Source organism: Sphingomonas sp. BL-S-30, from assembly GCF_055521475.1.
Window position 1 is genome coordinate 711,471 of sequence record NZ_CM145481.1, and the last position, 26,123, is coordinate 737,593.

Below are 26,123 nucleotides of genomic sequence, written 5' to 3' on the forward strand. Positions count from 1 at the left end.
GAAGCAGAGGGGAAGCCTGATGAAGCGTCGTCCGTTCGGAGCCATGTTGGCGATCGCGGCCCTGGTGTCCGGCTGCGGCGGTGGCGGCGGCGGTTCGCTCGCGAATGGCGGCGGCGGTGGAGGGGGCGGCACGACGCCAACGCCGACGCCCAGCTCGACACCGACCCCAACCGCGGCCGGATGCTCGCTCCGCGAGCGCCAGGACTGGGCGGGCGCGCAGCTGCGCGAATGGTATCTTTTCCCGGAAACGCTGCCCGCGAGCCTCGATCCGGCACCCTACACCACGGTCGAGGCCTATATCGACGCGCTGACCGCCACCGCGCGCAGCCAGCGGCGCGATCGCTTCTTCACCTATCTCACCTCGATCGCGGAGGAGAACGCCTATTATAGTTCGGGCGCGAGCGCCGGCTTCGGTTTCCGCCTGGGCGCCGATACCGCGGCCCGCCGCATCTTCGCGATCGAATCCTTCGAAGGCGCGCCCGCGCTCGCCGCCGGCATCGACCGCGGCACCGAGATTCTCGCGATCGGGACCACATCGGCCAATCTCCGCACGGTCAACGCGATCATCGCGGCGGAGGGCACTGCCGGCGTGACCGCCGCGCTGGGGCCCGACACCGTCGGCACGACCAGGCTCCTGCGCATCAACAATGCGAGCGGCACGCGCGACGTGACCGTCGCCAAGGCCGATTTCGAGCTGAAGCCGGTCTCATCGCGCTACGGCGCGAAGGTGATCAATGATGGCGGGCGCAAGGTCGGCTATGTCAATTTGCGCACTTTCATCAACACCGCTGACCCGGCGCTGCGCGCCGCCTTTGCCGATTTCCGTGCCCAGGGCATCACGGAGATCATCGTCGATCTGCGCTACAATGGCGGCGGGCTGGTCTCGATCGCCGAGCTGATGGGCGATCTCCTCGGCGGCAACCGCTCGACCGCGGACGTGTTCGACTATGTCACCTTGCGTCCCGAGAAATCGTCGGAGAACTCGACCCGCACTTTCTCGCCCCAGCCGCAATCGGCCTCGCCGACCCGGCTCGCCTTTATCGGCACCGGCGGCACCGCATCGGCCAGCGAGCTCGTGATCAACGCCTTTACGCCCTATCTTCACAACCGCTCGGCGCTGATCGGCACCAATACCTATGGCAAGCCGGTCGGGCAGATCGCGCTCGACCGCGCCGCCTGTGACGATCGGCTGCGCGTGATCGCCTTCGCGACTCAGAACGCCGCGCGTCAGGGCGCCTATTTCGACGGCCTCGCCCCCTTCATGGAGGCGAGCTGCCGCGCGGACGACGATATCACGCACCAGCTCGGCGACCCGCTCGAATCGTCCACGCGCTCGGCGCTGGACTTCCTCGCCGGGCGGTCTTGCTCGGCGATCGCGTCTGGCTCCACCAGCGCGGCGAGCGACCAGCGCGCCCAGGCGGCGCGGGACACGCTCGCGGCTCCCCGCGAGCTGTTGACACCCGATCGGCCGAGCACACCGCAGCGCGAGGTCCCCGGCCTGTTCTGAGTTTCGGAGGTCGCGCGCGCGCCGGCGCGTCGATTAAAGGGCCGATTAAAAGAATGTCATCTCGCCGTCCGGTCGTTGCGGCGTAGCCGCGCGCCGTCTAGGCGTGCCGCCAATGCGTTCGGCGCCCGACCACGAATTGCCGGACCGGCGTCGCGCTTCGACCCGCAGCCGCGCGACTTCCTTCCTGCTTGCGCTTGCGCTCGAGATCCTGGTCGTGATCGGCCTGCTCACGCTCTCGCCGCACCTGCCGCCGCCGATTCCCAAGGAAAAGGAGAAGACCTTCAGCCTGGCGCCGGACGCGAATCAGGAGGCGAAGAAGAATCCGAGCCCGCGCGCCGTCTCGCGCAAGAAACAAGCGGCCGGCGGTGCGTCGCCCGCCCCCCCATCACCGACGCCGCCGGCCGCGCCCGAGCCGACTCCCGTCAATCCCTGGCTGAACGAAGGCGACCTGTTCCACGCCGCCGACATCTCCAAGATTCCCACCACCCGCGGCAACGACGCGCCGGGCGCGGGCGACACCGGTGCCGGCAAGGACAGCGGCTCGGCCTATGGTCCGGGTGAGGGGCCGGGCGGCGAGCGTCTCTATGACGTCGAATGGTATCGCGAGCCCACCCATGCCGAGCTCTCCACCTATGTCCCCGAGGGCGCGGCCACGCGCGGCAGCTGGGCGGAGATCGCCTGCAAAACGATCGCCGCCTACCATGTCGACAATTGCCGCTCGCTCGGCGAATATCCGGTCGGATCGGGCTTGGCTCGCGCAATGCGCCTTGCCTCGTGGCAGTTCCTTGTCCGCCCGCCGCGCCTCGGCGGCAAGTCGCTGATCGGCTCCTGGGTGCGCATCCGAATTACGTTCACCCGGGAAAAGAAGAAGGAGGATGAGGGGGCGGATCAGCCCTGATCGAACTGCGGCCCCGCCTCGTTCATCCCGTCCGCCAGCTTGCGCATCAGCCGGACCAGCTCATCGAATTCCTCCGCGCTCCAGTCCTGGAACAAGGTCAGCGCCATCCGCTCGCGCGCCGCGTCGACGGCGTCGGTCGCGGTCTTGCCGGCGGGCGTGATCGCCGCTTCGCGCACGCGTTTGTCGGCCTTGCCGGCATGGCGCGTGACGAGACCATGGTCCTCCAGTCGCGCGACCTGGCGGCTGACCGTCGTATAGTCCCGCCCGACCCGACCAGCGAGATCGACCACGCCGATCGGGCCGAGCCGCTCGATCAGCACCAGCAACGGAAACAGCGCTCGCTCCAGTGTCAGCCCCGCCGCTTCCAGCATCGCGGCATCGCGCTCCGGTTGCACCATCACCGTGACGATATCGATCAGCGATCGATGCAGCGCGGGCAGCGACCGGGAAATATGTGTATTATGCACTTTATTTGTTGACACGCAGCGCCTCCGCGAGAGATATGTGCATTATACACATAGGAGGCATTGATGGAAGACCGGAGCGATGTTGACGTCCTGATCTGTGGTGCCGGCGCGGCCGGCCTGACTCTGGCGATCGATCTTGCGCGGCGTGGCGTGTCGTTTCGGCTGATCGATCGTCTCGAGCAGCCCTTTGCCGGGTCGCGCGGCAAGGGCATCCAGCCCAGGACGCAGGAGGTGTTCGAGGATCTCGGCATCATCGACCGGCTCTTCGCGACCGGCGGGCTGTACCCGCTGCAGCGCGAATATCGGGACGATGGCAGTGTAGAGGAGAGGCAGGAAGCGGCGATCGATCCGCCGACCGCCGAGGAACCCTATCGCGCGGCGCTGATGGTCCCGCAATTCAGGGCCGAGGCGGCGATGCGCGACCGGCTGGCCGAGCTGGGCCACCGGCCTCTTTATGGCCGGGACCTGGAAGGCTTCGATCAGGATGCCGGCGGCGTTACCGTGCGCATCGCCGGACCCGATGGGCTGGAGAGCCTGCGCTGCCATTACCTGGTCGGCGCCGATGGCGGGCGCAGCGCGGTGCGTCACGCGCTTGGCATCGGCTTCCCCGGCAAGACGCTCGGGGTGCGCGCGGTGGTCGCCGATATCGAACTGGACGGGCTGGACCGTGACGTGTGGCACCGTTTCAACGAGGGCGACATGGCGCGGCAGATCGGGCTTTGCCCCTTGCCGCAGACCGATCTGTTCCAGCTCCAGGCACCGATCGATCCGGAGGGAGAGCCGGACCTTTCGGTCGAAGGATTGCAGCGCTTCATCGATGACCGGATCGGCGGGCGGGGCCTGACGGTGCGGTCGGTCGCCTGGGCATCGGCCTATAGCATGAATGCCCGTCTGGCCGATCGCTACCGTATCGACCGCGTGTTCCTGATCGGCGATGCCGCCCATATCCATCCGCCGACCGGCGGGCAGGGGCTCAACACCAGCGTGCAGGACGCCTATAATCTCGGGTGGAAGCTGGGCGCGGTGTGCGCCGGTGCGCCCGATGCGCTGCTCGACAGCTATGAGGAGGAACGCCGTCCGATCGCGGCCGGGGTGCTCGGCCTGTCCACCGACCTGCTCGAAAAGGCGAAACGTGGCGACATGCGGCGCGGGCGGGAAGTGCATCAGCTCGATCTCGGCTATCCCGAATCCTCGCTGTCGCTGGAAATACCGGCGCGATCCGGCGGGCTGCTGGCGGGCGATCGCATGCCGGACGCGCCGCTCCGCGGTGCCGGCGGCCAGCCCGTGCGGCTGTTCGATCTGCTGCGCGGTCCGCACATGACGTTGCTGCTCTTCGGCGCCGCGCGGGATCTTCCGGCGGCGCGCCCGGACCTGCAGTGTCGCGCGATCGGCGCGGACGGCGATATGCTTGACGACGGCGACCGGTTCCGCGCCCTGTGCGGCCTCGATACCGGCGACATGCTCCTCGTCCGCCCGGACGGCTATGTCGGCGCGATTATCGCGCGCGGGGAGCAGGGCGCGCTCGCCTGCTATCTCGCGCAATTCGGGATCGCGGCTGGGGGGTGATCAGGTGACCGGCCGCGGTGCGAACATCTCCCGCATCCGCGCCAGATAGGCGTCCTCGGTCGGCCAGCGCAGTTCGGCGAGCATGCGGCTGTCGGCCCCGGCCGGATAGCGGATCCTGTCGCCCTTCTCCGTCGCGGCCGCGAAGCACGCCTCCGCCACCTCGGTTTCGGTGCAATAGGCGGTCGGATAATCGGCCATCTTCGCGAAACAGGCCTGAGCGAACGGCATATAATCCTCGGGGATCAGGCCCGCCATGCGCGGGCCGCCATTGGCGGTGAAGTTGGTCGTCGGCGCATAGCCCGGTTCGACCAGCCGCGCCCTGATGTTGAACCCGTCCAGCTCATAGGCCAGCGATTCGGTGAAGCCTTCGACCGCGCATTTGCTCGCGGCATAGAGGGCGACCAACGGCATGACGCCGATCGTCGTGCTCGACGTCAGGTTGACGATCGCCCCGCCGCCTTGCCTGCGCATCTGTGGGATGATCGCGCGGCAGGTCGCGAACACGCCGAAACTGTTCGTCTCGAACACTTCGCGCACCACTGAATCCGGAGTCGCCTCGACGATCGAAGCCAGGCCGATCCCGGCATTGTTCACCAGCACGTCGATCGCCCCGAACGCCGCGACGCCCTTGGTGATCGCGCGGTCGATGCTGCCCGCATCGGTGACGTCGAGCGCCACGATCTTCAGCCGCTCCGACGGGGCGAACACACCCGGATCGGGGCGCCGCATCGTCGCGATCACGTTCCAGCCGCGCGCGAGGAAATGCTCGGCGATCGCCTTGCCATAGCCGGAGGACGTGCCGGTGATGAGGATGGTGCTGGTCATGTCGATGCTCCTGTCTGTTGCCGGCATCATAGACAGAAGGGCTGGACGTTCTATAATCGATCATCCGCAATTCATTATGGATCGTCCAGATGGATCCGCTCAGCGACGTCATCACCCTGCTCCGGCCGCACGCCGCCTTGTCCAAGCCGATCAGCGGGCGGGGGGAATGGGGCGTTCGCTATGCCGCCTATGGCGAACCGGGATTCGCCATCGTCCTTGCCGGACGATGCTGGCTCGCGCTCGACGGAGCGGCGCCGGTGCTGCTCGAACGGGGCGATTTCGTGCTGCTCCCCGCCACGCCCGCCTTCACGCTGTCCAGCTACCCCGGCGCGGCCTGTGTCGAGCGCGATCCGTCCGACCGCCCGGTGCGGCATGGCGAGCAGGAGGGAGAGCCCGATGTCGAGATGCTCGGCGGGGCGTTCCGGATCGATCCGGTCAACGCGCCCCAGCTGATCGCGCTGCTGCCGGAGATGATCCATATCCGCGCGGCCGATGGCGATACCGGCCGCCTCTCCCGCATCATCGACCTGATCGTGGAGGAGACCGCGATCGACCGGCCCGGCCGCGACATGATCCTGGAGCGGCTGCTCGAGGTCATGCTGGTCGAATGCCTGCGCTGGCGCGGCATCGGCGGCCAGGCACTGCCGGCCGGGCTGCTCGCCGGCATGCGCGACGCGGCGCTCGCCGAAAGCCTGCGCGCGATCCATGCCGATGTGCGCACCGGCTGGACCGTGGCCACGCTCGCCAGGCGCGCCGGCATGTCGCGCTCGGCCTTTGCCGCGCGCTTCGCCGCGACCCTTGGCTGCGCTCCGATCGAATATCTCGCGCGCTGGCGCATGGCCCTCGCCCGGGACGCGCTCAGTCGCGGCCGGACATCGCTCGATCGCCTTGCCACGGAGATCGGCTATGACTCCGCCAGCGCCTTCAGCACGGCCTTTCGCCGGCATGTCGGCTGCGCGCCCGGCGCCTTTGCGCGCGGGCGCTGACGCGGCGTCATTCGTCGAGCCGGCTCGACCGACAGCCGGAGCTGGTGCATTCGCGCGAGCGGTCGTTCAGCCAGTTGGTGCGCTCGATCGTCATGTCCTTGGCACAGACCAGGTCGACCTTGATCGAGTCGCCCTCGCTCAGCCCGCAGCGCTGGTCCCGCTGGCGGATCCAGGCGCGCTGCGACTGCAACAGCGTGGCGCGATCAGCCACCGTCAGCAGCGGGCGCAGCTTCTTGTAGGCGGCGTTCAGGTCGGTATCGGCCTGCATATAGACCTTGCGCTCGCAATAGACATTGTCGAACGCGGTCTTGGGATTGTCGCAGCTCGTCGCGCGGGCCTGGGGGAGGCCGGCGGCCCGACCTGACGTAGCCAGAGGCGGGGCGGCGGACAGCGCCAGCGCCGCCAAGGCAAGACCCATGATCGATGCACCGTTCCGCATGCTCATCCTCTCCTGTGGGGAAGCAGCAGCCTTGGCCCAGCGCTCCGGCTTCGTCAAAGCCTGTCTGCCGCAAAAGAACGAACCGGGCCGGACCGGACATTTAATAGGCGATTCACCGGGCAACGCCTTGATCTCGTCGTGTTTTCAGGGCGGCCTGAAGAAAATTTCATCTGCCGTTCATCTTCGCGCGGCTCTCGGCGTTACCAAAGGTTGCTGCACTGCAACCGACGATAAACAAGGGATCGCACCATTGCCCTATGTCGCCAGGCCCGTCCGCTTCATCGCCCATTACCTCGCGGCGCGGCCCCTCGGTTTCCTCCTGCTCACTGTCGTCGTGGTCGCCAGCGCATCGAGCTCGGTCGGCATCCAATATGCGATGAAGCTGCTGATCGACGCGATGGCCGCGCCGGGCCGCGTGATGGGGCCGGTGCAGACCGCGCTGATCGCGTTTGTCGGGCTGGTCACGCTGGAAAGCATCCTCGTGCGCCTCTCGGCCAGGCTGCTCTGCCGCCTGACGGTGTCGACCGGCGTACGGATCCGGCTCGACATGGTCAATCACCTCAGCGGCCATCAGCTGTCCTTCTTCCAGAATGAGCGGGCCGGCTCGCTTGGCCACCGCGTTTCCGCGCTCACCGGCTCGTTCAGCGCGATCACCCACCGCATCCTGATGGAGATCGTCCCGCCGCTGATCTCCTTTGCGGGCGCGGTGATCATCTTCCTGTCGATCGACGTGCGCATGGCCGTCCTGCTCGCCTTGTTCGTCGTGGTGGTGGGCGTGGTCCTGGTCGGGGTCGGCCTTGGCGGCGATGTCCATCACAAGGAATTCGCCCGCCGCGCCGGCAATTGCGGCGGCGAGCTGGTCGACCTGATCAGCAATATCTGGGCGGTGAAGGCCTTTGCCGCGCGCCGCCGCGAGCTCGATCGCCTGCGCGGCTTTTTCGAGGATGAAGCGGATGCCCAGCGCAAGGGCTGGTTCTTCGTCGAGCGCGTGCGCTGCCTTCATGACGTCGCGCTGGTCGCGCTGGTCGGTGCGACCCTGCTCTACGCGGTCAGCCGCTGGTCGGCCGGCAGCATCACCGCGGGCGATGTGGTGATGATCAGCTCGATGACTTTCCGCATGCTCAACGGCTCGCGCGATCTGGCGATGGCGCTGATCGATACCAGCCAGCAGTTCAGCTATCTCGGCGAGACGCTGGACATCGTCGGCAAGCCGCACAAGGTGGTCGATGCGCCGGGTGCGCCGGCCCTGCGCCGCGGCGCGGGCGCGATCCGGCTGGAAAACGTCACCTTCGGCTATGATCCGCACCGCCCGGTGCTGCACGATGTCTCGATCGACATCCCCGCCGGGCAGAAGGTCGGCATCGTCGGGGCGTCGGGTGCCGGTAAGTCGACCATCCTCCAGCTGCTGCAGCGTCTCTACGACACCCAGTCCGGCCGCGTGCTGATCGACGGCCAGGCGATCGACGGCGTCACGCAGGAGACACTGCATGAGGCGGTCGCGGTGGTGCCGCAGGAAGTGCTGCTGTTCCACCGCTCGATCCTCGAGAATATCCGCTTCGCCCGCCCGGACGCGACTGACGCGGAGGTGTATCGCGCGGCCGAGGCGGCGCATTGCGACGCGTTCATCCGCCAGATGCCGCATGGTTATGACAGCATCGCCGGTGAGCGCGGCACCAACCTGTCGGGCGGTCAGCGCCAGCGCATCGGCATCGCGCGCGCCTTTCTGAAGGATGCGCGGATCGTCCTGCTCGACGAAGCGACCTCGGCGCTGGATACCGGCTCGGAGCTCGAGGTGCAGGCCGGCGTCGCCGCGCTGATGGCCGACCGCACCGTGCTCGCGGTCGCGCACCGGCTGTCGACCGTCGCCACGTTCGACCGCATCCTGGTGATCGAGCATGGCCGCGTGGTCGAGGACGGCCCGCCGCAGCGCCTGCTGCGCGAACGCGGCGCCTTTCAGCAGCTCTGGGCGCTCCAGGCGGAAGGGCTGGAACAGCCGCCGCTCGAGGAGCCCGGGCGCAAGGCCCCGGTCCATGCCACGGCACCGGGCCGGATCGAGCGGCTGCTGATGACTGGCGCCCGTGCTCCGAACCGGGTCGGCCGGCGCTGGCAAAGTGGCTTCGCCCGGCTGCCAAGGCGGGAGATTTAGACCGGTCGCAAATCGATCACCACGGTCTGGCACAGCTCCCCGCTGCCCAAATCCTGGGTGTTGAACAAATTGGTGTCGGCCTTCAGCGCATCGACCAGCGGTTGCCGCGGCACCTCGGTCGGCGCGCCGTTCTTGCCGCCATGCTTGCCCGCCATGGTCGACATGACCGAGGTCATCCGGTCGGGTGTGCCCGCCTTGCCGCGCTTGCTGAAGCGGTTCCACATCGATTTCGGCGTCGCGTTGAGGCTGCCATGATGGCCGACCTTGTAGACGTCCACGCTGTCGAGCAGCTTGGCCATCGGGGACTGGAGCGCGAACATCCAGTTCTCCAGCTGCGCGTCGCCCGGGAAGAGCAGCTTCTTCGATCCCGCCTCGAACAACAGGATGACGCTGGTGTTGTTCATCGCATTGTCGAGCGCGGTGACGATGCCCAGCATCTGTTCGGCCTCGGCGGTATCGATCCGTTCGGCGACCCAGCGCATCTCGGTCGGCAGCTTCGATTTGCGAAAGCTGTCCGTGCGCTTCAGCCCGGGGAACAACATGCTGTCCGTGTTCGATGCCGCCGTGCCGTCAGCGCCCAGCGCCAGCATCGCCGGCGCGCGCAGCCAGAATTCGTCGGCATTCTTCGCTGCCTGTTTCCTGATCGTCTCGGTCTGCCGCAGGGTCGGCGGGCCGAGCACATGCACCTTCACGCCCGGCAGGATCTGACTGAGCTTCAGCTTGCAGCCGTGGAAGACATAGAGGTTGTTCTTCTTGTCGCCCGCCATGGTCGCCAGGTTCTTCACCGCGGAGACGTTCTTGATATTGTCCTCGCCGATGAAGCGCAGGCGTGATGCCAGCGGCCAGCGCGGGTCGAAGCCGTCCTTGCGGTTGAGCCGCTGCACGACCGATTCCGCCACCGCATGCATATTGTCCAGCGACTGGCGGCGCGCGGCGAACGCGGTCGCCGGGTTCACGCCCTCGGGGCCTTCCCAGTCCTCGGGCGCGTCGGGGGCCTCGGTCCATGGCTGGATCACGCGGCGCGGCTTCAGGCCGCGGATGACGTCGCCCGGACCCTTGCCGTCCGCCTGAGTCGTGAAGCCGCTGATATGGTCGGCATGGCGGTGCGTGGCGACGACGATGTCGAGCTTCCCGCCACAGCGCGCGGCGATGTCGTCGGCAATGCGCTTCATGTTCACTGCCGGATCGTCCGGCAGCTTGGTGGTGCCGAAATCGATCAGGATGTGCCGGGCGCTGCCGTCGTCATAGTCGAGGCGCAGCAGGAAACAGTCGCCGAACCCGACCTGATAGGCGTTGATCGTTGCGGTCACGGGGGTCGCGGCCATCGGTCAGCCCTCCATCCGCGCAAGATGCAGGTTCGCGAACCGGCTGCGCGCGTCGTCGCGCCGCCCGCTCAGCTGGCCGGTGTCGCGCAGATATTCGAGGCGGCGCTGCTGGCGCGGTCCGTCGAGCAGCGCGTTGGCGATGTGATATTTGACTCGCCCATATTGGTCGAAGACGACGACACCCCCGCCCAGGATATTGGCGCTGCTTCGGGTCGTGAAACCCTCGGGAAGCGGCTCCATCTTCAGCAGCGCCTGGAGCTCGGCGCCGAAGAAATGGCCCAGCTGGATATATTGGCAGATGGTTTCGCGGAACGGGATGCCGTCCGGATCGATCCTCAGCGAGGTGTCGATCGACACCACTTCGGTATAGCCCCGGTCGCTGATGTCGAGCGCATGGCGGTTCTCCCACAGGAAGCGGAAACACTCGTCCAGGTCGCGGGTCAGCGCCTCCGAATTGCTGCGCGAATAGCTGAGCGCGTCGGCCTGGTCGAACCGCCGCCAGCATCCTTCGGCGTCGCTCGCGCCGGCGGGCGGCAAGATGCCATAGGCGGCGAACGACGCCTTGACCGTGCCGCGATAGCCGAACCGGCTGTCGTCCGGCACCAGCTCGCGGTCGGCGGTCAGCAGGGCGGTGAGGAACTGGCCGAAATCCACATCGGTCGGTGGGCAATAATCGAGCGCCCGGATCGCCATCTGGAGCAGCTGGGCCGCCGCCTTGGCGCCTTCGTCGACGACCGCGGCGAGATTATAGGTCTCGCCCTTGAAGGTGCCGAGCTGCTCGATCCGGGCCGACCACAACGCGACAAAGGCATGCATCATCGCCGCGACCAGCACTTCGCCGCGATTGTGCGGCTCGGCCATGCCCGGCCGGTCGAGAATCGCCGGGTCGGGCGCGATCTCGACCGACTGGCGCAGCGCGCCGCGGCCGCCGCCCGTGGTCATGCCGATCTCGGCCCCGATGCCGAGCAGGATCGATCGGCGGATGGCATTGGAGGTGACCTTGTCCGCGTTGATGAAACGCAGCGGTTCGCCGGGGCCGGGCAGGGTGAGCGCCGGGTCGAGCCCCGCCACCACCACCTCGCGGAGCGAGAAGATCGACAGGATCGCGACGATATCCGCCAGCCCCTCATGGAACGCGGCCTGATCGGGGCCGGAAGGCTCGGTGTAGCGGGATCGCAGTCCGTCGAGCACCGCATGCGTGGTTTCGTGCGCCACGACGTCATGGCTCAGCGCGGTGAAGACCGGCTTGCCCGCGGCGTCGAAGAAATAGCCGAACATCAGCGCGCGGTCGGGTTCCGAATAAAAGGCGTTGGCGAGAGCGAAGGCATGCGGCGCGATGTGCAGCTGATGCCCGCCCGACGACCAGGACACCCGGCGCCCGAGCGCCCGCTCGAACAGGCCGAGCGTCCGCATCGCGATCGCGTAGCAATTCTGCGCGTGGAAATTCGGGTCGGCGAGCAGGCGCGCCTGATAGGCCGGATCCTGGATCGTCTCGTTCCTGCCCGGCGCGAACGGGTCGAGCAGCGCGCCGCCCGCGTCCTGATATTGTTTCCGGTTGGCATAGGCGCGGCGTTCGGTCGCATTGTAATCGACCACCTTGATCCTGTAGCCGGTCGGCCCGGCGGCAAGGATCTCGGCGGGCACGTCGACCTGGGCGAACGCCATCGGCCCGTCCTTGCCGATCCGCAGCGCGGGATCCTTCGCCACGATGGTGAGCTTGCGTACCGGTTGAAGGGCGGCCATGTGCTTGTCTCCCGGACGTGGAAGCGTACCGCAGCCTCTCCCCCCGGACAACGCCCTGATGGTGAGTTCCATCCTTCGGAAATGGGCTGGACCAGTTCGGCGCAGGCCGCGCCTGTGCTGCATGGGAGAGTGAATTGCTTTTCCTGTCCGTGTGTTGGCCGGAACGCGACTCCGCGCAAGGGAGCCGGCAGCCACGACGCCGAGCCGGGAAAACTGTCACCGGGAGTCGCTCCAATTCCCCTCCGGTGTCGCAGGCTCCGCTGACCCGCTCCCGTCTTCCCCATCTCACGCGCAGCGTGTACGGCAGGCGGCAATGAAGGCGCTCGCCGATCCCGATAAAGCGCTGGCCGCCGGCCTTGCCGCGATCCGCGCCCAGTTCCAGGTGCCGGATTCCTTCCCGCCCGCGGTGCTCGCCGCCGCCGAGGCCGCCGCGAAACGCGTGCCGACCGAACATGCCGACCGCACCGACCGGCCCTTCGTCACGCTCGATCCGGCCAGTTCGACCGATCTCGACCAGGCTTTCTGCATCGATCGGAGCGGCGCCGATCTTCTGCTCCATTACGCCATCGCCGACGTCGCCTGGTTCGTCGACGATGGCGACGCGCTCGATGCCGAGGCTTGGCATCGCGGCGCCACGCAATATCTGCCCGACGGCAAGGCCGGGCTTTATCCGCCGGTGCTGGCCGAAGGCGCCGCCAGCCTGCTGCCCACCGGCCCGCGCCCGGCGGTGATCTTCACCGTGCGCGTCGCGCCCGATGGCGCGGTGCATCTCGACGGGGCCGAGCGCGCCGTGATCCGCAGCCGGGCGAAGCTCGCCTATGACAGCGTGACCCCGGCCGACCTGCCCGCCGATTTCGACGAACTGGCGCGCCGCATCCAGGGTGCCGAGGACCGGCGTGGTGCTGCCCGCATCGATCCGCCCGAGCAGGAAGTCGATGCGATCGGCGAGGGGAAGTTCAAGCTGCTGTTCCGCCCGGTGCTCGACTCCGAGGTGAAGAACGCGGCGATGTCGCTCGCCACCAACCTGGCCATCGCGGACGCGCTCCAGGCGCACCGGACCGGCCTGTTCCGGGTGATGGCCGAACCCAATGAGGGCGCGATCAAGCGCTTGCGCCTCACCGCGCGCGCCTTCGGCCTGGACTGGCCGGCAACCGCGACGCTCGACCAGTTCAGCCGCAGGCTCGATCCGCGGAATCCGAAACAGGCCGCGTTCATGCTGGCGATCCGCCGCGCGGGCGAGGGGGCGAGCTACGTGCCCTTTCGCGAGGGCATCACCCCTTGGCACGCCGCCATGGCGGCGACCTATGCCCATGCGACCGCGCCACTCCGCCGCCTCGCCGACCGCTATGTCGTCCGCGCCACCCTCGCGATCGCCAACGGCCAGCCCGTGCCCGAGGTGGTGACGGCTGCCTTCACCCAGCTTCCCTCCGTCATGGCCCGTGCCGATTCCCTGAGCGGCCAGATCGACCGCGCGGTGATCGACATGGCCGAGGCCACGATGCTGCGCGGGCGCGAGGGCGAGGTGTTTCCGGCGGTCGTCACTGATCTCGACGATCGCGGTGCGCGCATGCAGCTGAGCGACCTGCCGGTGGTCGCGCGCATCACCGCCCACCATGTCGCGCCGGGCGATGCCCTGAACGTGAAACTGGTCGCGGCCGACCCCGACAAGAGGACGATCAGCTTCGAGCGGGTAGGCTGAGCCTTCCTCCCTGACCTTCCCCGGCGAAGGCCGGGGTCCAGTTGGGGGAGGTCAATTGGGTAGCGCTTCGCGCTGTTGCTCCCGCCTTCCCAACTGGGCCCCGGCCTTCGCCGGGGAAGCGGAAGAAACTGGCTCGATTCTAAATCGCCATCACCTGCCCTAACCTGTTCGGTCAGGCTGAAGGGATGTCGCGAAATGCCGGCAACGCCATACGATCGACGCGACCAAATACCGTTCAGGTCAAACACCACCAATTCTCGAAATTCGTCGAATAAAGCCCGTGAAATTCTCCACTATAGATTTTCACCGCCAGGCTCGATCTGTTGGATCGTGCACCGCACACCCGTAAAAATCTCCAACGCGCCCGCCGAAATGGCGCCCGAACCCCGAAAAATCGGGGTCGACGTTGGGTGGCAAAAATACCCGAATAGTTGCGACCACACCCCGATGGCGGCGACGCATTACTTCGTGGCCGACACGCTGTTCATACGCCGCGCCCGAATCGCGGACGAGGACTTGCGCTCTTCAGTCGCCCGCAGCGATCAGCGTCTTCACCGCCACGCTCGCATCCGAAAGCGCCGCAATATCCACCGGCTGCCCGCTCATGATCAGCTTCTTCCCCGCCACGAAATCGCCCAGCGCGTTGACGGCCTCGACCGCGACGATCCGGTCGCCGCTCATGTGGAAGATCGAGAAGCTGTTCTCCTTGTCCGGCGTGTGCCGCACGATCTGCCGGTCGGCGTCGAACGGCACGCCGGCGATCTGCAGCTTCAGCTCATATTGATCCGACCAGAACCAGGGCAGGTCGGGCGCGGGCAGGGGCTTGCCCATGATGTTGGCCGCCACTGCCTTGGCCTGGTCGACCGCATTGGGCACGCTTTCCAGCCGGAACATGCGGTCGCCATAATGCGGCATCGGCCGGCGCGTCAGGTCGCCGATCGCATAGATGCCGGGTACCGACGTCCGCCCCGCCAGGTCGACGATCACGCCATTGTCGCAGTGCAGGCCCGCCGCCCTGGCCAGCGCATCGCAGGGTGCCCCGCCGATCCCGACCAGCACCACATCGGCGGGCAGCACCTCGCCGTCGGACAGCTCGACCGATCGCACCTGACCGTCCTCGCCGTGCAGCCCTGCGACCGACACGCCCGTACGGAACGTCACGCCGCGGCTCGCATGGAAGCGGTGGAAGAAACCGGAAAGCTCCTCGCATGCCACGCGCGACAGGATGCGGGGCTCGCGTTCCAGGATGGTCACCTCAGCGCCCAGCTCGCGCGCCGAGGCGGCGACCTCGAGCCCGATATAGCCGGCGCCGATGATGACCAGCTTCGCGCCCCCGACGATCCGCGCACGCAGCGCTTCGGCATCCTTGATGTCGCGCAGCACATGCACGCCGCCGAGATCGGCTCCCGGCCCGTCGAAACGCCGCGCGACCGATCCGGTGGCGAGGATCAGCAATTCCCACCCGATCTCGCGCCCGTCCGCCAGCGTCACGATCTTGCGCGCCGTGTCGATTCCGGTCGCGCGCGCGCCGAGGATCGTCTCGATTCGGTTGGTCTCGTAGAATTTGGCCGGCCGCAGATACAGCGCCTCGAGCGTCGACCCGCCCTTGAGATAAGCCTTGGACAGCGGCGGGCGATGATAAGGCAGCACGGCCTCTTCGGAGATCATCACGATCTCGCCGTCATGCCCGGCCTGACGCAGCGATGCGGCCGCGTTCGCGCCGGCATGGCCGCCGCCGATGATCACGATGCGGGGTGCGGCTGTCGTCATGAAATTCTCTCTCCCCGTTCGGCTTCAGCGTGCGGAATACGGGAGAGCCGAAAATCTGGAGCGGGTGAAGGGAATCGAACCCTCGTCGTAAGCTTGGGAAGCTTCTGCTCTGCCATTGAGCTACACCCGCGAACCCGCTTTTCCGCCATTTCTGGCGTATCGGCCGGTAGCTTTCCGACATTTTCAGCCGGATCGCCTGACGCGCCGATAGCCCGGCGCGGATTTTCCTGCAAGCCGTGCCTAACTCACGATCGACGCCGCGACCGCGCCAAGAACCGTCGCCGCCGCCTTCGGATCGAGCCGGACCTGAAGGCCGCGCTGGCCGGCATTGATATAGACCAGCGCCTCGCCCAGCGCCGTCTGCTCGATCGCGGTCGGCACGCGGCGCTTCTGGCCGAACGGGCTGATCCCGCCGACATGATAACCGGTCAGCCGCTCGGCATCGGCCGGTTTCATCATCTCGGCCGCCTTTCCGCCGAACGCGGCGGCCAGCTTCTTCATCGCGACCTCGCGATCCGACGGCAGCACCACGCAGACGGGCTTGCCGTCGACCAGCGCCATCAGCGTCTTGAGCACGCGCTGCGGCGGCTCGCCCAGTGCCTCGGCCGCCTGGAGTCCGATCCGCTCGGCGCCCGGATCATAGTCATAAGCGTGGACGGTGAAGGCGATACCGGCAGCGGAAAGCGCGCGGGTTGCCGGCGTGGCTTTGGACATGACCGCTTATCCGTTGCGGCCGCGCTGCGGCGTGAACAGCGCCTTCAGCGATTTCAGGTCGGCATTGATCCATTTCGCATCGGCGGCGAATTTCTCGTCGCTCATGCCGGGCTGGCGATAGAGCGTCAGCATCACCTCGGCGCCGTCGCCATTCTGTACGACGCGCAGCGGGATATGGACTTCGCCGTCGGCGCCGACATCGACGAAATGGTCCATCACGCCATAGTCGTTATGGGCCGTGAAGCGGATGCGGATCGGCCCCTCCGGCCCGTCCGCCGTCCAGCCATCGCCTTCGGCGCGCAGATCGGATTCGGCGAGACCGGACGCCCATTTCGTGAAATATTCCGGCCGCCAGATCTCCTCGTACAGCGCGCGCCAGTCGCGATCGATCGAAACGCTATAGGTGCGGGCTGGCAACATCATGCTGTCCTTTCATGCCTGGAAGGTCGCGGCGTAGGTCTTGCGCAGTTCCGCCTTCTGCACCTTGCCCATCGCGTTGCGCGGCAATTCGTCGACCACATAGACCTGTTTCGGTCGCTTGAACGACGCCAGCGTGTCGGCCAGCGCCGCTTTCACTGCTTGTGCCTCGACCGCGCCCGGCGCCTTCGCCGCGATCACCGCGACCACGCCTTCGCCCAGGTCGGGATGCGGCACGCCGATCACTGCGCATTCGGCGACGCCCGCCATCTCGTCGATCAGCGCCTCGACCTCGGCCGGATAGACGTTGAGACCGCCCGAGATGATCAGGTCCTTCTGCCGGCCCGAAATGACCAGATAGCCGCGCTCGTCGTAACTGCCGACATCGCCGGTGATGAAATAGCCGTCGCCGCGCTTCTCCTCGGCGGTCTTCTCCGGCATCCGCCAATAACCCTTGAACACGTTCGGCCCGCGCACCTCGATCATGCCGATCTCGCCCTGCGCGAGCGGCGTGGCCGTCTCGGCATCGGTGATGCGGATCTCCACGCCCGGCAGCGGGAAACCCACGCTGCCCGGCACCCGGTCCCCGTCATAGGGGTTGGAGCTGTTCATGTTGGTCTCGGTCATGCCGTAGCGTTCGAGGATGGCATGCCCGGTGCGCGCGCTGAACTCGCGGTGGACCTCCGCCGACAGCGGGGCCGATCCCGACACGAACAGCCGCATGTCCCTGACCAGATCCTGCGTGAACTCGGGTCGCGACAGCAGCCGCGAATAGAAGGTCGGCACGCCCATCATCGTCGTGCATCGCGGCAGCAGCCGGATCATCGTGTCGAGATCGAACGCCGGCAGGAAGATCATCCGCGCGCCCGTGAGCAGGATGATGTTGGTCGCGACGAACAGCCCGTGCGTGTGGAAGGTCGGCAGTGCGTGGAGCAGCACATCGTCCTTCGTGAAGCGCCACAGATCGACCAGCGTCTCGGCGTTGGAGGCGAGATTGTCGTGCGTCAGCATCGCGCCCTTGGAGCGCCCGGTCGTGCCCGAGGTGTAGAGGATCGCCGCCAGCTCATCGCCCGCGACATCGACGGTCGCGAAGTCGGCGGGCATTGCTTCTGCAGCTTCGATCAGGCTGCCGTCCCCAGCCTTGCCCAGGGTCATCACATAAGGAACGCCGATTTCCCGGCACAGCGGCCCCAGCACCGGCTCGTTCGCCGGGCTGCAGATGAACAGCGCCGGCTCGGCATCGCGCAGGAAATAGTCGAGTTCGCGCGCGGTATAGGCCGGGTTGAGCGGCAGGTGGATCGCCCCGATGCGCAGGGTCGCGAGATAGACCAGCAGCCCTTCCGCCGACTTGTCGACCTGCATCGCGATCCGGTCGCCCCGCTCAATGCCCATCGAGACGAACAAATTGGCGATCCGCCCCGTTGCCGCGTGGAGATCGGCATAGGTGATCGTGCCGCCGTCCGGGCGGATGATGAACGGCGCGTCGGATCGCGGCGTGAAGGCTTCGACGAACCGGTTGTAGAGATTGGGCATGAGCTCTCCGCTTTTGTCGCCTGCTGCCTATCGCGCCGCGCGCGGCGCGTCACCTTTCTCTCTTCTCGCGCGTTGAGGTGCCCATGCAGAAACTGTGGTTCATCACCAACACCGCCTCCGGCACGGCGACGGCGGCAAAAGCCACGGCGATCGAAGCCGTGTTCGCCGAACATGACCTGCAACTCGTCGGTCGTACTGCCTTTCCCGAGGACGACCTGCCCGACGCCGATCGCCTCGATGCCGAGGGAGTCGACACGGTCGTGCTGTTCGCCGGCGACGGCACGATCAACGCCGCGGCCTGCAGGCTCGCCGACTGGACCGGCGCCATCCTCATCCTGCCGGGCGGCACGATGAATCTGCTCGCCAAGGCGCTCCACGGCAATGCCGATCCCGCCACGATCGTCCATGCGGCGAAGCAAGGGGGCAGGCGGATCGCATTGCCCTATGTCGAGGCGGGGCCGCACCGCGCCTTTGTCGGGCTGATCCTCGGCCCGGCCGCCACCTGGGTCCGGGCGCGCGAGCTGGTGCGGTCGCGGCGGCTGCGCGGGCTTGGTCGGGCGATCCTCGCTGCGTGGCGCCGCACCTTCTCGCGCGGGATCCGGCTGGAAGGCGTGCCGGGCCTGCGCCACCACGCCCAGGCGGTGTTCGTCACGCCCGAGCCCGACCATCTCGACGTCGCCGCCGTCGACGCGCGCGACTGGCGGTCGATCGCCGCGCTCGGCTGGGAATGGCTGACCGGAGACTGGGTCGCGGCGGCCCAGGTCACTGAGGTCCAGGCGACGCGGCTGCGTATCGCCGGGCACAAGCCGGTCCAGGCGCTGTTCGACGGCGAGCCGGTCAAACTCGATGCCAATGTCACCATCACCGGCGGCATCGGACGGGAGATGTTCATCGCGACCGTGGAGGCAGCATGATCCGGCTGTTCCATGTCAGCGACGTTCATTTCGGCCGCGAGGATCGCGCTGCGATCGCCTGGTTCGACGGGCTCGTGCGCGCCGAGCAGCCCGACGCGGTGATCATGACCGGCGATCTCACCATGCGCGCGCGGGCGCACGAATTCGCCGCCGGCCTCGCCTGGCTGCAGGGGCTGGGCGTGCCGGTGACGGTCGAGGTGGGCAATCACGACCTGCCCTATTTCAATCCGATCGCGCGTTTCTTTCGTCCCTATGGGCGGATCGGCGCGATCGAGCGTCTGATCGAACGGCCGCTCGACCTGCCCGGGGTGGCGATCGTCCCGATGGTCACGACCGCGCGCGCGCAGTGGCGGCTCAACTGGTCCAAGGGTCATGTCAGCACGCGCGCCTTGCAAAAGGCGCTGGCGCTGGTCGAGGCAGCGCCCAAGGATGCGCTGGTCTTCGTCGCCTGTCACCACCCGCTGATCGAGGCGCATACCCGCATGACTTCCTCGACCCGCAACGGCGCCGAGGCCTTCGCGGCGCTGGCGGCAGCGGGCGCGAGCGCGGTGCTGACCGGCCATGTCCATGATCCGTTCGACGTGGCTCACGAGGCGGCTGGCCGCAAGATTCGGATGATCGGGGCCGGCACCCTCTCCGAACGCACCCGCGACTCGCCGCCATCGTTCAACGAGATCCGGATCGAGGACGCGCGTTTCGACGTGGTCCTGCGCACGCTCGGGCCCGAGCCGGATACCGTGCTGCCAAAGGAAAAGGTGGAGTAGGGCGTTTTCCCTTCCTTCTTCCCCGGCGAAGGCCGGGGCCCAGTTGGAAAGGCTGCTGTGACGCGCAACGCGAACCAGAACTGTCCCCCGACTGGGCCCCGGCCTTCGCCGGGGAAGGAACAAAAAAAGCCCCCACCTAACTGATCCGCTACCTCCCGCCTTGACTTCGCCTCCATAATCTGTAATTTCTGATTTAACAGAAATGACCGGAACAGGAGGAAGAAGTGGCAAGCATCGCGACACCTCGAAGCCCCGTTCCGCAGCACGCGCCGCGCACCGGCGTCACCGTCATCGACCCCCGTTTCCGCCAGTTGCTCGGCGAGGCGGGCTGGGCCAGCCTCCCGCCCGCCGTCCGCGCCCGGTTCGGGCGTAAGGCGCTCGCGACTCAGACGATCAGCTATGTCGGCGAGATCGTCGAATGCCGGATGAGCCAGCTCGGCTGGCTCTTCGCCCAGGCCTGCCGCCTGGTCGGCGCGCCGTTGCCGCTCACCACCGATACCGGCGTCGCGGCGGCGGTGTGCGTGACGGAGGATGCCGGCGGCGGCGGCCAATTCTGGACTCGCCAGTATAGCCGCCACGCCGGCTTCCCCCAGGTGATCCACAGCTCCAAGCGCTTCGCGGGCCCCACCGGCATCGAGGAATATCTCGGCATGGGCTTCGGCATCGCGCTCACCCTGCGGGTCGAGAACGAAGCGCTCTATTTCGACAGCGATCATTATTTCTGGCGCCTCGGCCCGCTCCGCCTTCGCCTGCCGCGCTGGCTGAGTCCCGGCCGGCTCAGCATCGGCCATATCGACTGCGACCATGGCTGGTTCGCCTTCACCCTCGCGCTCGACCACCCCTGGTTCGGCGCGCTGGTCCATCAATGCGGCCTGTTCACGGAATATCGCCCGGGAGAGGTGGCATGAACGACCGGTGTTCGTTGCCGCACCGATCGTCAGGGATTGACGCGCGTCCCCGTCATCGTGCCGCCGCCCTGATGGAGCACCACGCCGGTTGCCTGGCTACCCGGGTCGGCGGTGAACACGACCTGAGCATCGACCACCCGCCAGAAAAAGTTGAGCGGTGCCTCGGCGAAGATCGGGAAAGCCGGCTGGCCGGTGAGCTGCGCTTTCAGCCCCGACCCATCGCGCGTGACGGTCATGTCGAGCTGGGCGGTGAAGCGATAACGTCCGACGACCCGATCGAGCTCGGCGGCTGGCAACTCGATCGCGGTGCGTGTGGCGACCGGCTTTGGCGCCGGCGGCACTGGAGCGGGCGGCGCCACCGGTGCACCCAGCAAGAGATGAAAGGCAATGTCGCTGATCGACTCCTCGATCGCCGCATTGGTGAGGACTACGGCGCCACGCCGCCTGGCTGGATCATAGGCCATCGCGGTGCGGAACCCGCCCGTCCCGCCGTCGTGGAAGACGATGTCGCCGGAGGACGTCGTCAGGACCATCCAGCCGAGACCGGTGGCGACGTGGGGCGAGACCCCCGGCCAGCGTTTCGCCAGCATCGCCTTCATCGCGGGCGCGAGCGGAGAGGCTTTGGTGCCGATACTGGCGTCGAGAAAGAGGAGCAGGTCGTTGACGGTCGATCGTATCGCCCCGGCCCCGGCCAATGTCGGCAGGTCCCAGGCGCTGGTCGGCCGCATATATTGGTCATGACCGATGGCGAAGCGTGCCTTTTGCGCGGGTGTCAGCGTGATCGTTGTGTCGCGCATGCCGAGCGGGATGGTGATCCGCTGCTTGAGCAACGTCTCGTAATCGGTGCCCGTCCGCCGCGCGAGCAGATAGCCGAGCAGCCCGACACCCAGGTTGGAATATTCAAACTGGCTGCCAATGTCCCGCGTCAGCGCATAGCGGCCGAGAAAGTCGAGCAGATTGGCCTCGCTGTAATCGGCATAGGGATTGGCCGGATCGGCAAAGGAGAGATTGTCGGGCAGGCGTGGCAGCCCCGAGCGATGCGTCGCGAGATCCTCGAGCGTGATCTTCCGGCCGGCGCGCATCGGCATCTTCGCGCCGGCCGGAAGATATTTCTCCGCCGGATCGTCGAGCGCCACCTCGCCGCGCCGGACCATGTCGGCGAGCAGCAGCGAGGTGAAGACCTTCGACATCGACCCGATCTCGAACAATGTCGTGCCGTCGAACGCCGCCGCGCCCGCTGGGCCGCGGCCGGTGAGATGGTGGCCCGAGGCGTCGGTTATGCCGATCACGATCCCTTCGCCGGCGCGACCGGCAATGCGTCGATCGATCAGCGAGTCGATCGCGGCCTTGTCGGGAACCGCCCAATTGGCGGGCAAGGGCTTTGGCGGTGCGGGCGCGAGCGATTCCCTGGTGCCGGCGCTCAGCGAGAGCGGCCAGTTCTGGCCCAGCTGGCTCCAGGTGCCTGACCAGCTTTTCGCCGCGTCATTCCAGGTCGCTTCATAATGTCCCTTCACGGCGGGTACGTCGAAGGAGAGGCTGCCCGATGCAGCGGCCAGATTGGCAAGCGGCATGCCGAGCGCTTGCTGATCCAGGCTGTCGAGCGTCCCCGTCAGTGCACCGCTTTCGGCGGCGGCGATATGGACGGCCTGGCGAAGCTTGACCGAGACGTTCACCTGAAGCGTACCCGTCCAGTCGCCTTTGGCGTCCTGCGCGGATGCCGCCACGGGCAACAGGATGAGTCCGAGCAGCACGAGCCATCGCTTCATCACGGGAATCATGCCTTTCTGCCGCCTGCCTTATGAGCTGTCGTCATGGTGCGGCTCACGGGTCCTTCGGACGGGTCCGAAGCCACGACACCATGTGCGGATAGGACTCTTCGCCGCGTTCCGCCGCCGGGCGCTTCTCCAGCGTCATCCCGTAATATTGCAGCATCGGCACGGCGAGATACCGGCCCTCCGCGAAATTCTCGAGCAGCGAGTCACTGCCGCCGCGATAGCCATGCTCGTGGAACACCACTCTGGGATCCAGCTCCATCGCCAGCGCCGCGGCATAGGACCAGGCGATTGCCGACATCTCCTCGGCGGGGTCGGACCGGATCTCGCTGAGCGTGGACCGCTCCTCCGGCGGCGTCACGGCGACGTGTCCCGCCTCGTGCAGCAGATCGCCCGGCCATTCGAGCCGCGCTGGATCATAGACGACCGCGCCGTTCCGGATCGTGATCGCGGGAAGGAATGAGGCCTCGGGGACTGAATCGGTTTCCACCGGGATGCCGACCTGTTCGATGAACGTCACGATGCGGGCCGTTACGGGATCGTGCAAAGCCAACGCATTTTCTCCGTCTGATTTCCGGGGAAGCTAGCCCAGCGCCTCGCGAAAGGGGAGAACGAAAAAGGGCGGCCCGTTGCCGGACCGCCCCATTTCGCGAAATCGAGAACGACTTAGCGCTTCGAGAACTGGAAGCTGCGGCGTGCCTTGGCGCGGCCGTACTTCTTGCGCTCGACCGTGCGGCTGTCGCGGGTCAGGAACCCGGCGGCCTTGACGGGCGCGCGCAGGATCGGCTCGAACTTGGTCAGCGCCTGGCTGATGCCGTGCTTGACCGCGCCGGCCTGGCCCGAAAGCCCGCCGCCCTTGACGGTGCAGACCACGTCATACTGACCGTCACGCTCGGCGACACCGAACGGCTGGTTGATGACGAGGCGCAGCGTCGGACGTGCGAAATACACTTCCTGGTCGCGCCCGTTGATCGTGATCTTGCCGGTGCCCGGCTTGATCCAGACGCGTGCGACGGCGTCCTTGCGGCGGCCGGTCGCATAGGCGCGGCCGAACTTGTCGAGGATCTGCTCGCGCAGGGGCATCGGCTCGCGGACGACGACAGGAGCGGCGGGCGCATATTCGTCACCGGCGAGAACCGTCGACGTGGCTGCGACCGGTGCCGGCTGGCTGGTCAGGGTCGCGAGATCGGAAAGGGACTGACGATTGTCGGACATCAATTGCCCACCTTGTTCTTGCGGTTCATCGAACCGATGTCGAGGACTTCGGGGTTCTGCGCTGCGTGCGGATGCTCGCTGCCCGAGAAGACGCGAAGGTTGCGCATCTGCTCACGGCCGAGCGGGCCGCGCGGGATCATGCGCTCGATCGCCTTTTCCAGGACGCGCTCCGGGAAGCGACCCTCGAGGATCTTGCCCGCTGCGACGCCCTTGATGCCGCCGGCATAGCCGGTGTGGCGGTAATAGATCTTGTCCTTGAGCTTGTTGCCCGTGAACCGGATCTTGTCCGCGTTGATGACGATGACATTGTCACCGCAATCGACATGGGGGGTGAAGCTCGGCTTGTGCTTGCCGCGCAGGACATTGGCGATGATCGAGGCTGCGCGACCGACCACCAGGCCGTCGGCATCGACGATATGCCATTTCTTCTCCACCTCGTGCGGCTTTACCGACTTGGTGGTCTTCATCAGCGCCTTCATGGGGCCAGACCTCTTTCGTTCAAACGACATGCGCCGCCCCCACGGGACGGCGCTGATGGCGGGCTAATGTGAGGAAGGCCCAAAAAAGTCAAGCGAAAGGCCGGTTTCATGACGGGTATCAGGATACCGGCACGGTTTCCTCATAGATCCAGTCGCCGACCGCCGGGTCGACTTCGGCCTCCCAGGTTTCGATGACGGGCAGGTCGTAGCTGTGCTGCGCCATGATCGCCGCCTTCAGCGCGGCGACCCGGTCGCCGGTGGTCTTGAACAGGACCGCCATCTCGTCGTCGGTCTCGACCTTGCCCTGCCAGCGATAGATGGAGCGGATCGGCGCGATCGAGGCGCAGGCAGCGAGGCGATCCTCGATCATCGCCCGCGCAACGCGCTCGGCTTCGTCGGCGCTGCCGAAGCTGGTCCGGACGAGCTGGATTCGGCTCACCGCGTCGCGCGGCCGATCGCATGCGCGGCGAAGGTCGCAGCGATCAGCGTCAGCGCGGCATTGGCCTGATGCGCGATCGCGATGACGATCTGCACCCCGCTGAGCAGGGTCGCGATACCCAGCAGGATCTGCAACACCACCAGCCAGACGAGCATGCGCCCGGCGATGACCCCGCCCTGGCGGATCGCCCGCAGCGCCAGGATGATCAGCGCGGTCGCCGCGACAAACGCGAACCAGCGGTGGATGAACTGCACCACCACCGGATTGTCGACCGCGTTGCGCCAGATCGGCTCGATGAACGCCACGCCCGCCGGGAAGAGGGCATTGCCCATCAGCGGCCAGCTCGAAAAGGCGTAGCCCGCGTCGAGCCCGGCGGTGAAGGCGCCGAACATGATCTGGCTGAACAGCAGCGCGAGCGCGACCACCGCGAGCGGCTTTAGCGAGGCAGGGGCGGCGAGGCGGCTCTCCGCCAAGGCGCGCAGGTCGAGCGCGGTCCAGACCAGGCCCGACAGGAGCACCAGCGCGGTGATCAGGTGCACCGCGAGCCGGACATGGCTGACATCGGTACGTACCGACAGGCCCGAGGCGACCATCCACCAGCCGATCGCGCCCTGAAGCCCCCCCAGCGCAAGCAGCGCGACCAGACGCCAGCCATAGCCGGGGGGAATGCGCCGGCGGACCGCGAACCACAGCAGCGGCAGCGCGAAGGCCATGCCGATCAAGCGGCCGAGCAGCCGGTGCGTATATTCCCAGAAGAAGATCGCCTTGAACCCGGCCAGCGTCATGCCGCTGTTGATCTGGGTATATTCGGGGATGCGTTTGTAATGGTCGAACTCGGCCTGCCACGCCGCATCGGTAAGCGGTGGGATGATGCCGCTGATCGGCTTCCACTCCGTGATCGACAGGCCCGACTCGGTCAGGCGGGTGATGCCGCCGATCACCACCATCAGCACGATCAGCCCGGCGACCGAAAACAGCCACACGGCAAGGGCGCGCGGCCGCGATGGATGGGCGAGCGAAGAGGCCTGAAGCATGCTCCGCCTCTAGCCCCATCGCACGCGCGCGTCGATTCAGGATTGGGATTCGGGATTGCGACGATCGGTTCGTCGAAAAATCATCGATGATATATTGTAACTTGCGCTATGCTGTGCCAAATGACCCGCACAATGACAACGCATGTCCATTCCCATTTCCCCGCTTTTGCGTGGCTCGAGTCGCGGTTCGATCGATTCGCGATCGGCCTGTCCGGGCTGTGCGCGGTGCACTGCCTGGCGAGTTCGGTGTTCCTGGCGCTCGCGGCATCGGCCGGCGGCCTGCTGCTCAACCCGCTGTTCCACGAGATCGGCCTGACCGTCGCGATCGGCTTCGGCGTGCTGGCGCTCGGCCGCGGCATCTTCGCGCATGGCTATATGATGCCGGCGGTGGTCGGCTCGCTCGGCCTCGGCATCATGGCGGGTGCGATCACCATGCCGCATGACGGCGGCACGGAGACGGTGTGGACTCTGATCGGCGTCGCGATCCTCGCACTCGGCCATGATCTGAACCGCCGGGCGACCTACTAGGACTTTACTTGCCGCGGGGGGCGGCAGTGCCTAAA

At 67.0% G+C, this 26,123-nt stretch carries 25 protein-coding genes and 1 tRNA gene; 10 read left to right on the top strand and 16 right to left on the bottom strand.

From position 1 onward, the window contains the following. Window positions 1-19: 19 nt before the first annotated feature. Window positions 20-1,507: a S41 family peptidase gene (locus ACZ1I5_RS03120; RefSeq protein ID WP_465172281.1), complete on the top strand. Its 1,488-nt coding sequence runs from the start codon at window positions 20-22 to the stop codon at window positions 1,505-1,507. Window positions 1,508-1,619: 112 nt separating this feature from the next. Then, complete coding sequence (locus ACZ1I5_RS03125) at window positions 1,620-2,405, top strand: hypothetical protein (protein ID WP_465172282.1); 786 nt, start codon at window positions 1,620-1,622, stop codon at window positions 2,403-2,405. Here ACZ1I5_RS03125 and ACZ1I5_RS03130 read toward each other — a convergent pair. Next, window positions 2,396-2,872, bottom strand: a complete 477-nt coding sequence (locus tag ACZ1I5_RS03130) for a MarR family winged helix-turn-helix transcriptional regulator (RefSeq protein ID WP_465172283.1) — start codon at window positions 2,870-2,872, stop codon at window positions 2,396-2,398. The genes ACZ1I5_RS03125 and ACZ1I5_RS03130 overlap by 10 nt on opposite strands. Before the next feature lie 63 nt (window positions 2,873-2,935). On the opposite strand from ACZ1I5_RS03130, the gene ACZ1I5_RS03135 reads away from it, so the two are divergent. After that, window positions 2,936-4,438 (top strand): FAD-dependent oxidoreductase, encoded by a 1,503-nt coding sequence (locus ACZ1I5_RS03135; protein WP_465172284.1) that lies wholly within the window; start codon window positions 2,936-2,938, stop codon window positions 4,436-4,438. Here the strand turns inward: ACZ1I5_RS03135 and ACZ1I5_RS03140 are convergent, their stop codons facing one another. Next, on the bottom strand, window positions 4,439-5,263 hold the full coding sequence (locus tag ACZ1I5_RS03140) for an SDR family oxidoreductase (protein ID WP_465172285.1): 825 nt from the start codon (window positions 5,261-5,263) through the stop codon (window positions 4,439-4,441). Between the two features lie 89 nt (window positions 5,264-5,352). Between ACZ1I5_RS03140 and ACZ1I5_RS03145 the strand changes: the two genes are divergently transcribed. Next, window positions 5,353-6,249: an AraC family transcriptional regulator gene (locus ACZ1I5_RS03145; RefSeq protein WP_465172286.1), complete on the top strand. Its 897-nt coding sequence runs from the start codon at window positions 5,353-5,355 to the stop codon at window positions 6,247-6,249. A gap of 7 nt (window positions 6,250-6,256) precedes the next feature. On the opposite strand, the gene ACZ1I5_RS03150 is transcribed toward ACZ1I5_RS03145, so the two are convergent. Further along, a complete protein-coding gene (locus tag ACZ1I5_RS03150; RefSeq protein ID WP_465172287.1) occupies window positions 6,257-6,688 on the bottom strand; it encodes a lysozyme inhibitor LprI family protein in 432 nt (143 codons plus the stop codon). Window positions 6,689-6,938: 250 nt separating this feature from the next. Here ACZ1I5_RS03150 and ACZ1I5_RS03155 point away from each other — a divergent pair, with 250 nt between their 5' ends. After that, entirely contained in the window at window positions 6,939-8,834 is a 1,896-nt protein-coding gene (locus tag ACZ1I5_RS03155; protein ID WP_465172288.1) for an ABC transporter ATP-binding protein, read from the top strand. Here ACZ1I5_RS03155 and ACZ1I5_RS03160 read toward each other — a convergent pair. Both ACZ1I5_RS03160 and ACZ1I5_RS03165 read right to left on the bottom strand, forming a co-directional pair. After that, window positions 8,831-10,159 (bottom strand): ComEC/Rec2 family competence protein, encoded by a 1,329-nt coding sequence (locus tag ACZ1I5_RS03160; RefSeq protein ID WP_465172289.1) that lies wholly within the window; start codon window positions 10,157-10,159, stop codon window positions 8,831-8,833. The two genes, ACZ1I5_RS03155 and ACZ1I5_RS03160, sit on opposite strands and share 4 nt — an antisense overlap. A 3-nt stretch (window positions 10,160-10,162) precedes the next feature. Next, window positions 10,163-11,902 (bottom strand): hypothetical protein, encoded by a 1,740-nt coding sequence (locus ACZ1I5_RS03165; RefSeq protein ID WP_465172290.1) that lies wholly within the window; start codon window positions 11,900-11,902, stop codon window positions 10,163-10,165. 313 nt (window positions 11,903-12,215) lie between these two features. On the opposite strand from ACZ1I5_RS03165, the gene ACZ1I5_RS03170 reads away from it, so the two are divergent. After that, on the top strand, window positions 12,216-13,601 hold the full coding sequence (locus tag ACZ1I5_RS03170; RefSeq protein ID WP_465172291.1) for an RNB domain-containing ribonuclease: 1,386 nt from the start codon (window positions 12,216-12,218) through the stop codon (window positions 13,599-13,601). A 525-nt stretch (window positions 13,602-14,126) separates the two neighbouring features. Here the strand turns inward: ACZ1I5_RS03170 and ACZ1I5_RS03175 are convergent. From ACZ1I5_RS03175 to ACZ1I5_RS03195, 5 genes are all read right to left on the bottom strand, one after another. Continuing rightward, complete coding sequence (locus ACZ1I5_RS03175) at window positions 14,127-15,371, bottom strand: NAD(P)/FAD-dependent oxidoreductase (protein WP_465172292.1); 1,245 nt, start codon at window positions 15,369-15,371, stop codon at window positions 14,127-14,129. A gap of 56 nt (window positions 15,372-15,427) precedes the next feature. After that, a tRNA-Gly gene (locus ACZ1I5_RS03180) sits at window positions 15,428-15,501 on the bottom strand. A 110-nt stretch (window positions 15,502-15,611) separates the two neighbouring features. After that, window positions 15,612-16,085: a Cys-tRNA(Pro) deacylase gene (gene ybaK, locus ACZ1I5_RS03185; protein ID WP_465172293.1), complete on the bottom strand. Its 474-nt coding sequence runs from the start codon at window positions 16,083-16,085 to the stop codon at window positions 15,612-15,614. A 6-nt stretch (window positions 16,086-16,091) separates the two neighbouring features. After that, window positions 16,092-16,508: a polyketide cyclase gene (locus ACZ1I5_RS03190; RefSeq protein WP_465172294.1), complete on the bottom strand. Its 417-nt coding sequence runs from the start codon at window positions 16,506-16,508 to the stop codon at window positions 16,092-16,094. 9 nt (window positions 16,509-16,517) lie between these two features. Continuing rightward, the gene (locus tag ACZ1I5_RS03195) at window positions 16,518-18,035 is read right to left on the bottom strand and encodes a malonate--CoA ligase (RefSeq protein ID WP_465172295.1); all 1,518 of its coding nucleotides are present in this window, start codon (window positions 18,033-18,035) and stop codon (window positions 16,518-16,520) included. An 83-nt stretch (window positions 18,036-18,118) separates the two neighbouring features. Here ACZ1I5_RS03195 and ACZ1I5_RS03200 point away from each other — a divergent pair, with 83 nt between their 5' ends. From ACZ1I5_RS03200 to ACZ1I5_RS03210, 3 genes are all read left to right on the top strand, one after another. Continuing rightward, the gene (locus tag ACZ1I5_RS03200; RefSeq protein ID WP_465172296.1) at window positions 18,119-18,949 is read left to right on the top strand and encodes a diacylglycerol/lipid kinase family protein; all 831 of its coding nucleotides are present in this window, start codon (window positions 18,119-18,121) and stop codon (window positions 18,947-18,949) included. Then, window positions 18,946-19,713, top strand: coding sequence for a metallophosphoesterase family protein (locus tag ACZ1I5_RS03205; RefSeq protein WP_465172297.1), 768 nt, complete (start codon window positions 18,946-18,948; stop codon window positions 19,711-19,713). The genes ACZ1I5_RS03200 and ACZ1I5_RS03205 overlap by 4 nt, the downstream gene beginning before the upstream one ends. Window positions 19,714-19,937: 224 nt before the next feature. Next, the gene (locus ACZ1I5_RS03210; protein WP_465172298.1) at window positions 19,938-20,621 is read left to right on the top strand and encodes a DUF4166 domain-containing protein; all 684 of its coding nucleotides are present in this window, start codon (window positions 19,938-19,940) and stop codon (window positions 20,619-20,621) included. 29 nt (window positions 20,622-20,650) lie between these two features. Here the strand turns inward: ACZ1I5_RS03210 and ACZ1I5_RS03215 are convergent, their stop codons facing one another. From ACZ1I5_RS03215 to ACZ1I5_RS03240, 6 genes are all read right to left on the bottom strand, one after another. Next, window positions 20,651-22,387 (bottom strand): serine hydrolase, encoded by a 1,737-nt coding sequence (locus ACZ1I5_RS03215; RefSeq protein WP_465172299.1) that lies wholly within the window; start codon window positions 22,385-22,387, stop codon window positions 20,651-20,653. A gap of 55 nt (window positions 22,388-22,442) precedes the next feature. Continuing rightward, window positions 22,443-22,946: a hypothetical protein gene (locus ACZ1I5_RS03220; RefSeq protein ID WP_465172300.1), complete on the bottom strand. Its 504-nt coding sequence runs from the start codon at window positions 22,944-22,946 to the stop codon at window positions 22,443-22,445. A gap of 113 nt (window positions 22,947-23,059) precedes the next feature. Further along, complete coding sequence (rpsI, locus tag ACZ1I5_RS03225; RefSeq protein ID WP_465172301.1) at window positions 23,060-23,608, bottom strand: 30S ribosomal protein S9; 549 nt, start codon at window positions 23,606-23,608, stop codon at window positions 23,060-23,062. Continuing rightward, entirely contained in the window at window positions 23,608-24,087 is a 480-nt protein-coding gene (gene rplM, locus ACZ1I5_RS03230; RefSeq protein WP_465172302.1) for a 50S ribosomal protein L13, read from the bottom strand. The genes rpsI and rplM overlap by 1 nt, the downstream gene beginning before the upstream one ends. Window positions 24,088-24,205: 118 nt before the next feature. Continuing rightward, window positions 24,206-24,526, bottom strand: a complete 321-nt coding sequence (gene cutA / locus ACZ1I5_RS03235; protein WP_465172303.1) for a divalent-cation tolerance protein CutA — start codon at window positions 24,524-24,526, stop codon at window positions 24,206-24,208. Beyond that, window positions 24,523-25,560: a COX15/CtaA family protein gene (locus tag ACZ1I5_RS03240; protein WP_465172304.1), complete on the bottom strand. Its 1,038-nt coding sequence runs from the start codon at window positions 25,558-25,560 to the stop codon at window positions 24,523-24,525. Before ACZ1I5_RS03240 ends, cutA begins: the two co-directional genes overlap by 4 nt. Window positions 25,561-25,692: 132 nt before the next feature. On the opposite strand from ACZ1I5_RS03240, the gene ACZ1I5_RS03245 reads away from it, so the two are divergent. After that, complete coding sequence (locus ACZ1I5_RS03245) at window positions 25,693-26,088, top strand: MerC domain-containing protein (RefSeq protein ID WP_465172305.1); 396 nt, start codon at window positions 25,693-25,695, stop codon at window positions 26,086-26,088. The last annotated feature ends 35 nt before the right edge of the window (window positions 26,089-26,123 follow it).

Bases quoted from the DNA above. Each gene is read 5' to 3' on its own strand.
- ACZ1I5_RS03175 (WP_465172292.1), bottom strand. From the start codon at position 15,371: ATGACGACAGCCGCACCCCGCATCGTGATCATCGGCGGCGGCCATGCC.
- ACZ1I5_RS03245 (WP_465172305.1), top strand. From the start codon at position 25,693: ATGACAACGCATGTCCATTCCCATTTCCCCGCTTTTGCGTGGCTCGAG.
- ACZ1I5_RS03150 (WP_465172287.1), bottom strand. From the start codon at position 6,688: ATGCGGAACGGTGCATCGATCATGGGTCTTGCCTTGGCGGCGCTGGCG.
- ACZ1I5_RS03215 (WP_465172299.1), bottom strand. From the start codon at position 22,387: ATGAAGCGATGGCTCGTGCTGCTCGGACTCATCCTGTTGCCCGTGGCG.
- ACZ1I5_RS03160 (WP_465172289.1), bottom strand. From the start codon at position 10,159: ATGGCCGCGACCCCCGTGACCGCAACGATCAACGCCTATCAGGTCGGG.
- rpsI (WP_465172301.1), bottom strand. From the start codon at position 23,608: ATGTCCGACAATCGTCAGTCCCTTTCCGATCTCGCGACCCTGACCAGC.
- ACZ1I5_RS03125 (WP_465172282.1), top strand. From the start codon at position 1,620: ATGCGTTCGGCGCCCGACCACGAATTGCCGGACCGGCGTCGCGCTTCG.
- ACZ1I5_RS03190 (WP_465172294.1), bottom strand. From the start codon at position 16,508: ATGATGTTGCCAGCCCGCACCTATAGCGTTTCGATCGATCGCGACTGG.
- ybaK (WP_465172293.1), bottom strand. From the start codon at position 16,085: ATGTCCAAAGCCACGCCGGCAACCCGCGCGCTTTCCGCTGCCGGTATC.
- ACZ1I5_RS03205 (WP_465172297.1), top strand. From the start codon at position 18,946: ATGATCCGGCTGTTCCATGTCAGCGACGTTCATTTCGGCCGCGAGGAT.
- ACZ1I5_RS03135 (WP_465172284.1), top strand. From the start codon at position 2,936: ATGGAAGACCGGAGCGATGTTGACGTCCTGATCTGTGGTGCCGGCGCG.
- ACZ1I5_RS03170 (WP_465172291.1), top strand. From the start codon at position 12,216: ATGAAGGCGCTCGCCGATCCCGATAAAGCGCTGGCCGCCGGCCTTGCC.
- ACZ1I5_RS03120 (WP_465172281.1), top strand. From the start codon at position 20: ATGAAGCGTCGTCCGTTCGGAGCCATGTTGGCGATCGCGGCCCTGGTG.
- ACZ1I5_RS03200 (WP_465172296.1), top strand. From the start codon at position 18,119: ATGCAGAAACTGTGGTTCATCACCAACACCGCCTCCGGCACGGCGACG.
- ACZ1I5_RS03145 (WP_465172286.1), top strand. From the start codon at position 5,353: ATGGATCCGCTCAGCGACGTCATCACCCTGCTCCGGCCGCACGCCGCC.
- rplM (WP_465172302.1), bottom strand. From the start codon at position 24,087: ATGAAGGCGCTGATGAAGACCACCAAGTCGGTAAAGCCGCACGAGGTG.
- ACZ1I5_RS03140 (WP_465172285.1), bottom strand. From the start codon at position 5,263: ATGACCAGCACCATCCTCATCACCGGCACGTCCTCCGGCTATGGCAAG.
- ACZ1I5_RS03195 (WP_465172295.1), bottom strand. From the start codon at position 18,035: ATGCCCAATCTCTACAACCGGTTCGTCGAAGCCTTCACGCCGCGATCC.
- ACZ1I5_RS03165 (WP_465172290.1), bottom strand. From the start codon at position 11,902: ATGGCCGCCCTTCAACCGGTACGCAAGCTCACCATCGTGGCGAAGGAT.
- ACZ1I5_RS03240 (WP_465172304.1), bottom strand. From the start codon at position 25,560: ATGCTTCAGGCCTCTTCGCTCGCCCATCCATCGCGGCCGCGCGCCCTT.